This window comes from Sphingobacterium paucimobilis HER1398, from assembly GCF_000416985.1.
GTDB lineage: Bacteria > Bacteroidota > Bacteroidia > Sphingobacteriales > Sphingobacteriaceae > Sphingobacterium > Sphingobacterium paucimobilis.
Map to the genome: position 1 here is coordinate 217,796 of NZ_ATDL01000015.1, position 14,582 is coordinate 232,377.

Annotated in this window: 8 protein-coding genes; all 8 read right to left on the reverse strand. The window is 40.2% G+C overall.

Translation table 11 applies throughout. The annotated features are described in order from the left end of the window. Positions 1 to 2 precede the first annotated feature (2 nt). Positions 3 to 3,365, reverse strand: a complete 3,363-nt coding sequence (locus M472_RS33865; RefSeq protein WP_200859616.1) for a TonB-dependent receptor — start codon at positions 3,363 to 3,365, stop codon at positions 3 to 5. 270 nt (positions 3,366 to 3,635) lie between these two features. Continuing rightward, a complete protein-coding gene (locus M472_RS0122725; RefSeq protein ID WP_158499904.1) occupies positions 3,636 to 4,820 on the reverse strand; it encodes a FecR family protein in 1,185 nt (394 codons plus the stop codon). Between the two features lie 66 nt (positions 4,821 to 4,886). Further along, complete coding sequence (locus M472_RS33870) at positions 4,887 to 5,474, reverse strand: RNA polymerase sigma factor (RefSeq protein ID WP_021070359.1); 588 nt, start codon at positions 5,472 to 5,474, stop codon at positions 4,887 to 4,889. Between the two features lie 445 nt (positions 5,475 to 5,919). Next, the gene (locus M472_RS33875; RefSeq protein WP_021070360.1) at positions 5,920 to 7,236 is read right to left on the reverse strand and encodes a hypothetical protein; all 1,317 of its coding nucleotides are present in this window, start codon (positions 7,234 to 7,236) and stop codon (positions 5,920 to 5,922) included. Positions 7,237 to 7,244: 8 nt separating this feature from the next. Beyond that, positions 7,245 to 8,468: a DUF4302 domain-containing protein gene (locus M472_RS33880; protein ID WP_158499905.1), complete on the reverse strand. Its 1,224-nt coding sequence runs from the start codon at positions 8,466 to 8,468 to the stop codon at positions 7,245 to 7,247. Positions 8,469 to 8,536: 68 nt separating this feature from the next. Further along, a complete protein-coding gene (locus tag M472_RS33885) occupies positions 8,537 to 9,400 on the reverse strand; it encodes a substrate import-associated zinc metallohydrolase lipoprotein (RefSeq protein ID WP_081643157.1) in 864 nt (287 codons plus the stop codon). Positions 9,401 to 9,405: 5 nt separating this feature from the next. Further along, positions 9,406 to 10,896: a RagB/SusD family nutrient uptake outer membrane protein gene (locus tag M472_RS33890; protein WP_021070363.1), complete on the reverse strand. Its 1,491-nt coding sequence runs from the start codon at positions 10,894 to 10,896 to the stop codon at positions 9,406 to 9,408. A 4-nt stretch (positions 10,897 to 10,900) separates the two neighbouring features. Next, complete coding sequence (locus M472_RS33895) at positions 10,901 to 14,479, reverse strand: SusC/RagA family TonB-linked outer membrane protein (RefSeq protein ID WP_158499906.1); 3,579 nt, start codon at positions 14,477 to 14,479, stop codon at positions 10,901 to 10,903. Positions 14,480 to 14,582 lie beyond the last annotated feature (103 nt).

Below are 14,582 nucleotides of genomic sequence, written 5' to 3' on the forward strand. Positions count from 1 at the left end.
CTTTAGAACACTAAGTTTAATCCTAGATTTGTAACCATTTGTTGTGGGTAATATCCATTTGACACCCCAGGTCGCTCTGGATCTAACCCATATTTGGTGAGCGGACTAATTGTAAAAACATTTTGACCTTCAATAAAAAATCTTACTTGCTGAATTTTTCTAGGTTTTAGCCATTTTGTGGGTAATGAATAGCCTATTTGTAAAGTCTTTAACCTCACATAATTTCCATTTCTATACCAAAACGTAGAGGAATACCCATTGTTCCCTGTATTTGCAATAGTCAACCTTGGAAACTCCGCTGCTCTGTTTTGCTCGGTCCATGAGTTTTCTACCAAATAGTAGGGAGCATTTCCTCCTCCATAAAAAGGCCGTGTCATAGATGTCAGACTCATGGTACCATCGGGATAGACACCAGTCAGAGCGACATCTCTATCTAGGCCACTTTGAAATAAAACAGACAAGCTAACCCCCTTCCAATCGAAGTCCAACCCCAGACCAGCTACAATATTAGGATAGGGGGATTTACCTACGTAACCTCTGTCTTGTGCATAACTAATGATACCATCACCATTTCTATCTACGTAGCGTATATCTCCAACCATGGGCCTAACAGATTCTAATGTCGCAGCATTATCGATTTCCTCCTCACTCTGAAAGAGTCCATCAGCAAGAAACCCTACTTGAGCACCTTCTGCCTTCCCCGTAAGTTTTAACCAATCGGGCCGGTTGGGAGCATCTGGATAACTCAACCATCTCCGTTTAGCAAGGGTTGCATTCAATGTAATTCCATATCCAAATTCACCAAGTCTATTACGGTGTGTAATGGTAAAATCAAACCCTTTACGATCGATTTTTGCTATATTCTCATAACCTGGCTTATAGCCTCCCCAAGAATCAGGAATCTGACTTGTAGCGACTAGAACATCATAAAGATATTTGTAGAACACATCGAACTCAACATTTAAAAGACCATTCCAAAGTGAAGCGTCAAAACCGAGATTATATTGCAAAGCTTTTTCCCATGACAGATTTACGTTGCCCGGTGTAGAGGTAATCATGCCCTGTTGAGGTAGACCATCAAGAACAACAGCTGGAGCATCCATATAATCAAGTGTGCTAAGAAAATAATAGGGATTAATGCCTGTGGTTCCTGTTAGCCCTACACTAGCTCTCAATTTTAATTCATTTACAAATAGGTTTTCATTATACCAATTTTCTTCAGAAATCCTCCATCCCAATGATCCAGCTGGAAAAGGACTCCATCGTTTTCCTGGTACCATACCTCCAAAAACATAGCTCCCGTCATATCGAAGTGAAGCTTCTCCAAAATATTTGTTCTTGAAATTATACGTGACACGACCTAAAAAACCTGCTACTCGAGCCTGTGAACTTCCTCCTGAAACATTGTTCTTGGTAGGGTCATTACTGAAAGCCAATTCGTCTAACTCATAAATATCAAAACCGTAGCCAGTTGCTGAAAAACTATTCGCTTGACGATTAGTGGTTTCTGCCAATAAAAGGGTTTCAATATTATGGTCCCCAAACTTATTGTCATACCTAACGCTGAAGTTTGTTCTGAGGTTTGAAGTCTTGCTTAAACTTTCAATAAGCGACTCTTCATTTCCGCGCGAATCGTAATTTAATGTATACGTTAACTTATCAGTTGTCATCGTTGGATTATTGGCTACCATAGTCTGGAATGGAATAGAGAATCGCTTCATCGTACTAAATGTGATATCATAAGATCCAAGAAACTTAAGACTAAGTCCTTTTACTTGGGGTACTCTGAAGTTTAGAGACAAATTTGACTGAAAAACGTTGGAAATACGATCATTATAACCTGATAAGGTAGATGCTGCCAAAGGGCTAACAAAAGGGGCGACTGTACGTGTAGAAACTGGGTAACCATCTATCTCTTTGGGAACGTATGGAAGAGCTCTGATTGCCTGCTGTGGAATATTGTTAAAATCACCATTCGTCCCACTAAACAGCGGAGATTCCTGATTCTGCATGCGTCCTGCTATATCAAAAGACAAATCTAAATTATTAACAATAACAGCGTCAATATTAGAGCGGAAGTTGTACCGGTTATAATCAAAGTTTTTAACATTCCCCTTTTGATTGTAGTTACCTAGCGATACAAAATATTTTATTTTGTCTGTTCCACCTGCGGCATTAACATTGAAATTCTGGTTTTTGCCTGTCCCAAATGTTTCTTTGTACCAATTTGTATTCCCCCATCCATCGATACCTTGTTCCATTTTCCGAACTTGATCTATGGTAAATACTTGACTATTACCATCCATTTCCCTCGCTTTATTGTACCAATACGCATAGCTGGGGCCATCTAGCATTTCCATCATCAAGGCGTTTTGACTCAAGCCATAAGCGCCAGAAAACGAGATCTTGGAAGGTGCCTGTTTTCCTCTTTTTGTAGTGATGATAATGACTGAACTGGCATCTAAGCCAAATACAGATGCTGCGGCCGCATCCTTAAGTACAGATATTGTTTCAACTTCGTTGGGATCTATTTCAGAAAAGCTTCTTTCAAATCCATCAACAATATATTTTGCTGATCCACCTCTCACCAAGATTGCAGCAGCATCTGCACCGGGACGACCTGAAGTCTGCAATGATACAACACCCGCTACCCTTCCTGCAAGTAAATTGTTAAGATTCCCGACTGGAGCCTTCAAAAGTTCTGATCCTGATATCTGCGATATAGCTCCTGTCACGCTTTGTCGTTTTTGTGTACCATAGCCTACCACTACGACCTGATCTAGGCCTTTTTCTATTGGTATCATTTTGACATCGATTACTTTATTACCTCGAACTGGTATTTCTTGGGTTTCGAAACCAACGAAAGAAACTGACAAAACGGCTTCTGAAGTAGAGATATTGATTACATACTCTCCGGAAGCATCACTTACCGCTTTAGTGTCAGTCCCTTTGAGCTGGATCAGAGCTCCTGGCAACGGCATTCCTTTATCATCCGTAATCTTCCCCTTTACAATCGCTCTGTTAACGGGGGCAAGAGTCGATGTTGCCAGCTGTTTCTGTACGCTATCTTTTTCTATGGCTTTGATGATAATGGTCTTGCCTTCGATGTGATATGTCAGTTTATGGGGTAAGAGTAAGGTATTGAGTGCCTCCTCCAATGGCTGTCTTGTGATATCAGCGGTAACCAGCATCATTGGATCAATAAAACGATCGTTATACATAATTCGAAATTTGGTTTGCTTTTTTAGCATACCCAAGACATCGGACAAAGGTTGCTTACTGGCTTTTAGGCTTACAGTCTGCGATATTGATGTAGCGCTTACATGCATACAAATCAGTAGTAATAAGATAGACGTTAGTTTCATAACTCGCCAAAAATGGTTGTGCTTTCCGAAAAACAGGACAATCCTGTTTTCGGAAAAATCATAATTAGTCATTACATTTGTACGTTTGGTTTAAAAATCAGTTACTTAAATTTTAATCGGTTTATTGACTTTTCGAATCCGAACTTTCTAAGGGAAGTGTTAGCGCACTTCCCTTTATCTTGCGGCTTCAGGTCTGATTATCATGTTTTTTCATCTTTCATTTTTTTAAGTTTTAAAGGGTTAAATAATAATTCTATTTAAAGTTGAAGGTTAATTAACGACAAGTTTACGTCCATCCCGGAGATGAATCTGAATAGCTGACATGTTCAATAGTCTAAGTGCTTCACCCAAAGTCAGGTCTCGTCCCATTTCTCCAGAAAATGTCTCTTGTGGAACCTTACCCCTATAGACGACCTCTACGTTATACCAAAGTGCCAGTTGCTCCATGACGTCTTTGAAAGGAGTCTTGTTGAAATAAAAGTAGCCATCCTTCCACGACACGTACTGCTCTGTATTAATACGTTCTATACCTGTTTCCTTAGACCGGACTATACTTTGTTCTCCGGGAACTAAGTTGTAAGTCAGATTAGATTGTAGATTTCTGACTTGAACCCTTCCATCAACCAAGGTTGTTTTTATCTCATCTTTATAGGCATTTACATTAAACTCAGTTCCCAATACTACAATGTCCTGTGCTTTGGATCTAACCCTGAATGGATGATATCCTTTCTTCGACACTTCAAAATACACCTCTCCTGTAACCTCTACAACTCTTTCCTTTTCAGAAAAACTTGCCGGATATCGCAAAGTGCTATTGGCATTCAGCCAAACGCGGGAGCCATCGGATAGTGTCGCCTGGTATGTCCCTCCAATAGGGGTTTTCAACGTATAATATACTTCTTGTAAATGCTTAGGGGTATTTTTTTCATCATCATCTTTGGAACCTGAGATGTGTGTTCCGTCGTAATATACCACCTCCTCGCCTCTCGCTATCACGCCTGACTGGCTTGCGTCCAATTCAATTGGGCCTTTGCCATCTATGGTAAGAGTTGCTAAATTCCCTCCTGGCATGATATCATCTATCCTAGTAATGACTTTCTCGGAAACGCTGTATGGCATTCGACCTATAGTCATCCATAAACCGATGCCTGAAAGCAGAAGTATAGCGGCTGCGGACCAAATCAGCTTTAACGACACCTTGCTTCTTTTTTTGTGGAGGTGCTTCGTTTGGAATTCTTGCCAGCGATGGTTGGTGTCGGTCGATAGATAGCGCTTAACGGATTGAGTAAGGTATTCTTCATCCAGCATTCGTTCATAAAAGGCTCTATTGGCAGCGCTCTTCTGACACCACGCATTTAACGCTTCTTCCTCCTGGGGAGAAAGAAACTGTTGTTGGATTTTCCGGCGAATCAATCCCGCGAAATAATAGCTCTCCTTGAACTTCTGATTTTCCATATTTGCTTGGGGCATTTTATATAGAAACCGGAAAATAGAATATGCGTCTAAATGATTTTGATTTTTTTATATAGAAAGTAAAAGCAACGCAATCCCCAGCCCTGAGATTCTGTGCTTCAATAACGATATCGCACGTGCTCTTTGGTTCTTGACAGTACTCACAGTAACACCTAATATCTCGGCAATCTCAGCATAGGATTTGTCTTCGTGGATCAGCATGTTGATAACGGTTTTGCATTGTGGAGGCAGGGTGTCTATAGCTTGTAGCAATTCTCGGACGGTCTCTGTATGCATGATCTCCAGAATAATGCTTTGCTCGCTGTCTACACATTCATAAACATAGTCCTGCAGGTGGCGATTTCTTACTTTCTGCTTTTCCAAATGGTTATAACATGCATTGCGGGTAGAGATATAGAGGAATGATTTTAAAGCGTTACTCGTTTTAAAGTTATCATGTCGCTGATATAGCTTAAGGAAACTATCTTGTACCAATTCCTCTGCCAACATCATATTATCTTGCTTTAAGAGGTTGCCGGCAAAAAAAACCAATGCGGGCTGAAACTCCATATAGATATACTCGAACGCCGTATGCTCACCCCTGGCCAAATCAGCAAGCAATGCGTCTTCGTTTGTATGGTATGTAGCATTATACATGTACTATTAGGATTAAGCGAAAGAGCTCTTAAATTAGTTAGCTGTAAACTTATACAAAAAGCCTGGGATTCACGAATTAGGTTTTCTAAACTTGATAAAAAACTCGGATGGATTCTTTGAAAAAAGGAGAACGATTCGTAAAATCTCTCGCAAAACCGTTAAAATCAGGGGCTACAATAACCAACCTGAACTCGGAAGTAAGATCTGTTAGACGATGCTACTTTTTTTTAATAGGAGAATAGCGTATACGAATAGGTGTTGGTTAGTTGAAACATGTACTCATGAATAGCGTTTGTAAAAAATGAAAGAGAAACACCTGCAATCCTCCAGACAGCATCTGATGAATTGCAGGTGACTTCTATTTGTTGAATCTTGAAACTAATTTGTTTCTATCACACGTTCTGAATCAAAGGTAATACCTTCTGTGATCCGCTCGAATTTTCTACTATCTACCGTCGTAAATCACCCATATCAAGGCGTCAGATGCAGAAACCAACACTGGCTTCTTACCAATTGTCTGTAATACGATATAGCCATCAGGCTTCTTCAGAAGCTCCATGTTCAGAGCATGCTTCTCATTTACTATGACAGGTCTTGAACCCACCCACTCCCATGTGAAAGCATCAAAAGTGAGTTTATTATTATCAGTCTGTTTGATGAAAGAGGCTTTATCTCCATTAAATGTCATCCACGTATTTGATGATGAAATATACATGAACCCAACCCTATTGACCATTATAGTTCCTTCTAGGGCAGTTTGTGGCTGGTACATCAACATAGCATCGGCACGAATATCACTCATCTTGATAAAGTCCAGTTCGCCCCGCCTAGACCACCCTTTTTTAGAGGTCCAAAATCCCAGATTTGGAGCAAACGAGCCTGCATTACGTGTTTTTAATGCCAAAACTCCATCTGTATTAGTATAACATGGAGCACTCTCATTCTTGATAAAACCTCCTTTGAATGTGAGTCCAGTGGGCTGAATATCACATTCTTCAAGAACTTGAAAACGTTCGTCCCCGATTAAAACAGGATGCTTTAGCATTATTTTCTCGGCGTAAACCAGAATATCACTGATTGCGTGGGCTGTATAGCTTTCCTGATCCTGCTTATGTGTATGAAAAACCAGTCTTTCATTGGCCTCATCGTTATAAAAAAAGAACTCTTCTCTATTATAACTAGTATTGAAGAAAAAACGTGGGAGATTGATAAACGATTCAAAATTATCTATAATGGTCTGCCAGTGCCCATCATTGTAAATCTGCTGGCTACTGGAATTAGTGGGTACCAACGTTAGAACGCGTCCTTTGTCATCTCCTACAAACACTAATGTATCACTACGCTTTCCCAAATACGTATAAATAGAATCTATCAGGTCTGTCTGTTGAACAAATTGTGTAAACTCTGATCCCTGTTGCCCAGTACCATTGGAAAGGAAGAGCTTGCTCATTGCATAACTATCTGCGACACGAAAAGGGTTCCCCACCTTGACTTTACGATACGAAGGCAGGTTGTTCAATGCGAAGTCAAAGGTCTCTTGGTCGAACTTTATATAACCATAAGAGAGTACAGAGGTATTGGTCCTACTTCCAACAACCTGGAACTCCCAACCATGATCCACAACTGTAAGCAATTTTGATAATTCAACTGACTTTTCAAAACCTCCATCAAATACATTATCAGCTTCATAATTAGTTAATGTATTGTCTTTGGCACACCCCAACAAGAAGAGGCAACAGATACTGTATATTATATTTTTCATTTTCTTTTCTAATAAAATCTAAACCATTTTTTACTGTCGTCTACACTAACGAAATCATAGACGTCATTACCGCTCGTGAATACATAGAACCCTCCGGCATCGCCCTGGAAAGCTTTGAACTTATTGACAGCTGTCAACAGGCTACTATTTGAAGGGACCGTTCCAAAGTTGGCGTATACATCGAACTTCATCACTCCAGGAGTATTGATGGAGCTCCGGAGGTTATAGTAAAACATTTGCTCCATGTTGCTGTTGTCATAATAATAAAACTCAAAACGATCTAAATTATTAATGTAATACCGTTGTCTCAGGTGCGCCCCAATAAAAGAGGGATCGGAACTGAGCTGATGATAATCACGTTGTCCATCATAATTAAATCCATAAGTACTAAAAGACCTGTTGTATTTAGAAAATATCTGAGCTGGTCCGTCCAAATCGATAACTGGAGGGACAGAAAGACTATTGATAACGATCTTCTCCTTCCCGTTTAGGAGTACCTGGAGCTGGTTTTGTGTAAAGTCAAACTCAAAATCCTCAAATCGCTGGATACTAAACTCTCCATCTACAAAAGGTTCACGTAATAGGATCCCATTCTCCATACCGGCAAACTCGGTCGTAAAAAACTGAAGTTTACCCGAACGGTTATAGTAGACACTAAATGTACTTTTATCCACGTTAATAATGATCATATAGTCCTGACCGTTATAGTTCAACTTTTTATAATAATCTTTGAATCGGTCTACCTTGACAAGCTCCTGGCTAGTAAAAGTATAAACATTGCGTAAATAGTTCTCTGCACCAGTGGGATCTGCACGTACTAATAACAAATCACTTCCTCTAAAATTGCCTTTGAGTCTTATTGTGTCTGGACTGGCATTGACGAACGAAAACTCGAAGTCTCCTCCTGCTCCTACAAGGCGCTCACCTCCATATTTGGTAATTATAGGGTCTGCCAACTGATGTATATAGGAATACGTATCGAAATACAGACTGGGAACCTGAGGCGCACGGATGCTGTAAGAACTCTCTTTTACGTTATGTACCGTTTGCGTATTCAAGAGTGCTATCATGCGAACACGTTGGTTTTTATCAAAATCAAACTTGAACGTCACTCCACCACCAAATGCTGGATAAAGATAACCGATCCAACCTCCGGGTGAGGAAGTCAGCAAGTCGGTATACCATTCAATTCTCTCAGCTATTTTTGTATCTGGACGTTCTATATTCTCCATATCTAACTTTCTAGAGCAGGAAGATAATATATATAGAAACAAAAAAACTAATAGGCCTGTATGTACTTTCATTTGTTTAAAGATAATAGGGTTTGAACGGAAGCGTGCACTTTTGACTGAAGGACCTTGAAATCTATCCCGACCGCATCCTTATAAAATTTGGTCACAATGTCTTCTTTTTTCTTATATATATCTGCATAAGCAGGGTTATCAAGCTTAAGCTTGTCGTATGCGTCCTGTCCGTTGACGAGGAGGAAAGAAATGGTCTCTACGAAATCTTCTTCAGCACTCATCTTGGCGTAATTACGAACAAAGCCCTGCCCCTGCGCTGCACTGTTGCTAGTTTGTACCCAATTTGAAGTAAACCATTGGTTATTTCCGGGAATGTTAAGCCATTCGCTAGGAAAGAACTTGGTCTGATGGAGGATATGTGCAAACTCATGGTGAAGAATATACAGGTAGAAAGAGAAGTTATTTTCATCGCGCATATCTAAGTCATTGATACCGTAGAGCGCAATTTTAACGCCACCTGTAGCTACCCCTACCGTTTTAGTGTCTTTGGTGGTATAATCTCCTGATCCACCTATAAAGAATCTCGAAAAGCTATACTTTCGCAGGAATTCAGCACCTGCAACATCTAGATAAGGATTCAGCCAACCGATTTCGATGATATCAAGTATATCCATAAGCTTGTTTTCGTCAACCGGTGTCATAGAACGGACGAGCGAAGCTTCATTGGGATCCCAACGGTATACCACGTCTATATTATACGGAGCAACAAAACGAGCATGTATATATCGATCGAGTTCGGTTATTGCGTGCGGTGTACCACCAAGCCCTACGATAGGGGCCGACGGCATCCTCTCCTCTTTACTACAGGATGTGCTCCCTAGTAGAAGTATACTGATAATTATACATATATATTTATTCATAACAGTTAATTTTGGTTTATAGGGTTATTTTGAATACCGGAAAGCACAACCTCTTCGGGCATTTGGAAAGCCCGGCGAGGGTCATTAGGGCCTAATATATAGGTCTCGTTATTGTCCAGTGTACGATGTAGGACCGGTATTTGGTAACGTAGTATATCAAAATAACGTAGTCCTTCGAATAAAAATTCGCGACGCTTAAAGTCTAGAACTGCCTGTACAATACCGTATTTTAAATCGGTCGTCTCATAATAGTTAAGTATTTTTGCGGACGTAATCCGATATGCAGCACTATAGGTATCTCCCTGCTGCCCATCAAATATTTTCTTAGAAGCAAATTGATTCAAGTCCTCAATAGCTTGGTCATACTTCTCTAGGTAAGCATAAGACTCTGCCCTGTTTAACAGCATCTCATCTACTGTCAAGGCAGGATGTGTGACATAGGCATTACCTGAACTAGCCTGTAAACCAGAGTAAACAAAATGCTCGTTCCACTTGGCATGGTTGTACACGGATGAATTACCATGAAGAATATACCCGTAAACTCCGTCGCCCGTCACATTACCATTCCAAAAAAGCTCTTGGTTTGATGCAGTCGTCAAGCCATAGCGATATCCCGGAGAGCTTCTGGACAGGTAGGACTCGACCTCGATCAAGAGGAGATTAGATGGATTGTCTACGCTGCCAAAATACTGTAATCTCTCATTAAATGTGAGGTTACGCCACTGTCTGGTATTAATCGGGCGCAGATGGTTTGTCAGATTAAGACCTAATGCTTCTTCACCATATGTGGCACTTTTTGCGTAATCTTGCTTGAAAAGGTAAAAACGGGTGGCGAAGGCATAGGCTGCGGCTCTGTTAAAATGAAATTTCGGAATTTTATACTTAGAATCGTCAATCAATGCCATACCTTCCTGTAGATCCGTTTCTATTCGTGCATATACTTCAGCTACTGTTGTCCTATCATATTTTGTAATCACCTTTTTACCAGCTTCAGTTACGTAAGGAATTCCCGGACGTGATGCTGCGCTCAAAGGGTCATATGGAGCTGCATAGAGTGTGACCAGCATAAAATGATTGAATGCCCTAGTCAAAAATGCCTCTCCTAATACGGATGGATCTATTTGTCGCTCTACAGGTAGGTTATTATAAGCCTCGATGGCAATATTGGCTGCTGCGATAGCCTGGTAGGTTTTTATCCAAAAATAATTAGGACTGTCCTGCCCACTTGAGTTGACACGCTGAAACTTCCAGGGATTAGCATTTACCGGATTTTCGACTACTATGGGTCCTTTATCTTCAGCATTGTCACTAGCAGATTCAGTAAAAGCGACATACGAGCCCTTAGCATATGCATTAGTGAGCAATTCTCGTATCTTAGGCACGTCATCAAGGGTGACACGCATATCTGGATTTTCAGCTAAAAAACTCTCACAGGCGGAAAAAAGGCATCCCCCCATAATACTGATAATCCATACGGATGATTTTAATAGTTTCATAATTTTATAATGTAGCCTTGATAGATAAAGTATATTGTTTTGGAATCGGTAAAGCCACTCCTCCGCTACCGTAAAACTCTGGATCCTGCCCATTGAGAGCCTTATCTGTATAAATTAAAAACGGGTTATTGGCAACTGCATGCAAAGAGACATTTTTTAACTTTGCGCGCTGTACAATACGCTTAGGCAGGGTATACCCTAACGTAATCTGCTTCATACGCACAAAACTACCATCAGCAACACGTCTAGTCGAATAATTATATACATTGTAAGTCACCGCTGGCGTAGTATTAACAGAACGCATGTCGGGTATAGATGGAGCTAAAGTCTCAAAAGGCAGCATAAAACGTTCGATAAAATCATATGAGTATGCATTTAAATCAGAGTAGTTTATCTTGTAACGCGGTGTCATCCTGACTTTGTTGCCAGCACTGTAAGTAAGCAGCACGCCTAAACTGAAATCTTTATATTTGAAAGTATTAAACAAACCTCCAGTATACGTTGGATCAACTGGCCCTTCGTATTTTAAAAAATCGGTAACGATACTCTGCAAATAGATATCCGAACTAACTTCCCCTCTGTCGTTGATGTAATTGGGTATACCTTTCATCTCGTCCAGTTTAGCAAAATCTATGGAAAACAGGCCTCTCTGTGGATAATTTTCTTTAGCACCACCTATAGTTTCTACTAAACTCCAGATATTAGGTTTGTTGATCATACGGGTGATCCTAGTCTTATTGAATGCATTGGTCAATTGTATTGTCCAGTTAAAATTATTCCCACGTATAGCCTGTGCTTTGAACAACACCTCTATCCCTTGACTTTTCATATTAGCGTGATTAGCCACTTTATAATACTCTCCATCTATTGCCGAAGTATAAAATCCTCCTATTAGATCAAAGCCTTTACGATCATACATATCTACTACTAGATTAAACCTTCTAGAAAGAAATGTAGACTCTAGTCCCAAATTTGCCTCATACTGTTTCTCCCATGTCAAGTCATTGTTAGCTAGGTACTGTATCGTTAGGCTTGGTTCTATCGTATTTCGATCAAAGCGCTTTGTGCTGGTTGAGTTTAACCAAAGGTTGGAGTTTTTGGCTGCTCCCATACTTGCTGTAAGCCCATAGGTTCCCCTTAAAGTGAGGGTATTAAAGAAAGACTGATCATCCATGAACTTCTCCTGATCAATGTTCCAGGACCCTGAAATATTCCAGGTAGGTAGCCACCTTGCATTTTTAGAACTTCCCAGTTGATTGGATCCATCCATACGGCCAGTCAAAGCTATCTGATACTTTGAATCATAACTATAGTTAGCGCTGGACATTACGGCAATAAATCGATCATAGAAAGGGTTAATACCAAAATAGTTTTGACTTCCCTCGACCTCCCTTTTTATGGAGTTGGGATCTATAAATGGTGTCCCTCCTCTATCATACTGTATACCATAGCCTCTAAAATCATCGGTAATACGATCAAGATATCGGAGTTCCTGGGCAGCGAAAAAACGCAGATAATTTTTTCCAAAATCATATTCCCAGTTTAAACTATTGCGAAAATAGAAGCTTTTTAATGTATTGGTATTCTTGATATACATCCCACCGTAAGGCATAACCGAGACTGGCAAAGCTGTCGGGTTACTCGGGTCTCTATATAAAAAGCGATTAGCACCTGCAATCGTCGAGTTCTCTCCTCTAACACCATATGCTGTACCTGCACGATAAGCTTCAGCAAAGTTTGAATCGTCATATATACGATGTTGATTCAATGAATTCATATATCTGTAAGACCCGATGAAATCATATACAACATTACATGGTAACTTATATTGAAGATCACCCTGTACTTTGACATCTACCATCTTCAGATCGACATAGTTATTCTCTAACTCATGAATAATATTAAAGGGTGCGTAATTCATCGTATTAAACTCTAGATTCTGATGTTCGTCATAGGCCCTCACTATCCTAGAAGTATTCATAGCATAGGAAAAGGGGTTGATATCAAAATCACGAGATACAGCACCGTACACATCGTCACTCACCTGGTTCAAGGTACCAGGTGCGCGCTGATCACGAATAGAAGCATTACCAATCAGACCAATCTGTAACTTATCGTTTATCTGCGTACTCCCTCTAGCATTAAAAGTATATCTATTGGCATTGTCGGCAATACTCCAACCATTATCCCTAAGATAGCTGGTAGAGAAATAAAATGTTGAATTCTCTCCTCCACCGGACATATTTAGCGAGTGATCGGTCATCAGAGAGTTTTTAAAGAGTAGATCAAACCAATCTGTATTGGCATAAATAAATTTGTTCAAAAACTTACCTCGTCCTTCGACAGTATTATCGATTAAAGGTCTTCCATCCTTCCAAGTAACTAGACCTTCGGCCAACTTGCCATATGGTCCGGAACTAGGCATGTTTTTAAACATCGCAAAATCAATGAGTCCCTTTCGTTCCAACTCTGCCAAAACGGAAATCTGGTCATACGAATTCATAATATCGTATTCGGCATAAGTAGGCTTTAGATAGGTCGTAAAATTGCCTGTATAATTGACCACCGTAGGCCCTCTTTTTCCCTTTTTGGTTGTAATCAAAATAACTCCATTCATAGCCCTAGCACCATACATCGCAGTCGCAGCAGCATCTTTGAGCACTTGAAAGGTTTCAATGTCATCTGGATTTAAGCCTGCCACTGAAGATCCTTGCAACGTGGAAACATCGCCTGTAGCCAATTGATCGTTGGAGACGTTTACAACATCTTCGAGGACAACACCATCTACCACCCATAGGGGCTTATTGTCGCCAGTTATTGAAGTGGAACCTCGAACACGTATTTTTGGAGCCGCGCCAAATGTCGCTGAAACGTTCTGTACCGATACGCCTGCCACTTGTCCTTCAAGCATTCTGGATACATCAGGAATACCCGAACGTTCTGCTTCTGAAGCCTTAAGGGTTGTAGCAGCTCCAGTAAATTTGCGGCGGTCGAAGCTTTGGTACCCTGTGCTGACTATTTGTACTTCTTCTATTTCAGCAGGAGACTCTTGAAGTACAATTTCTATGTCTTTTTTCCCATGGACTGTAATATACTCGTCCCGATACCCGATAAATACAACTCTTAGTCTTTCCTCCCCACTGACTGATATCCCAAACCTACCTAATTCATTAGAAACCACTGCTTTATTACTACCTAGCACATATATGGACGCCCCACTGATACGCTTCCCTTGCCTATCCTTTATTATCCCCTGGAGAATATATTGTTGTTGGACAGCTCTATCTAATTTATGAAGTATAATGGTCTTATCATCTATTTCGTAATGCCAACCTTTAGATAACGTAACCTGGCTCAAAACATCGTCTAGAGGAGTATTCTTAAAATTGATATTATCCAAATATTCTCGGTCCAACATAAAACCCGAGTAAAAAGTCGAATAACCTATTTGTTTTCTAATTTCAGAAAAGAACTGTTCAGCAGATATCCGATCCTTTTTTAATGATATCTTTTGAGCTTTTCCTCCTGCAGAGACATGCACTAGTCCATAGAGCATTAGAATAGCCATTAAATTAATTTTCATAAATACGGTTCTTGCCGGGGGTCTTCTTACCTCCCGAATACTAAAACTTCGTTTAAAATTCATAATTTTGGTTGTCTGATTAAATTTTTGTTTTTATTAGCAA

Coding starts and splice junctions, on each gene's coding strand:
- M472_RS33890 (WP_021070363.1), bottom strand. CDS start 10,896: ATGAAACTATTAAAATCATCCGTATGGATTATCAGTATTATGGGGGGA.
- M472_RS33875 (WP_021070360.1), bottom strand. CDS start 7,236: ATGAAAAATATAATATACAGTATCTGTTGCCTCTTCTTGTTGGGGTGT.
- M472_RS33870 (WP_021070359.1), bottom strand. CDS start 5,474: ATGTATAATGCTACATACCATACAAACGAAGACGCATTGCTTGCTGAT.
- M472_RS33885 (WP_081643157.1), bottom strand. CDS start 9,400: ATGAATAAATATATATGTATAATTATCAGTATACTTCTACTAGGGAGC.
- M472_RS0122725 (WP_158499904.1), bottom strand. CDS start 4,820: ATGGAAAATCAGAAGTTCAAGGAGAGCTATTATTTCGCGGGATTGATT.
- M472_RS33880 (WP_158499905.1), bottom strand. CDS start 8,468: ATGGAGAATATAGAACGTCCAGATACAAAAATAGCTGAGAGAATTGAA.
- M472_RS33865 (WP_200859616.1), bottom strand. CDS start 3,365: ATGAAACTAACGTCTATCTTATTACTACTGATTTGTATGCATGTAAGC.
- M472_RS33895 (WP_158499906.1), bottom strand. CDS start 14,479: ATGAAAATTAATTTAATGGCTATTCTAATGCTCTATGGACTAGTGCAT.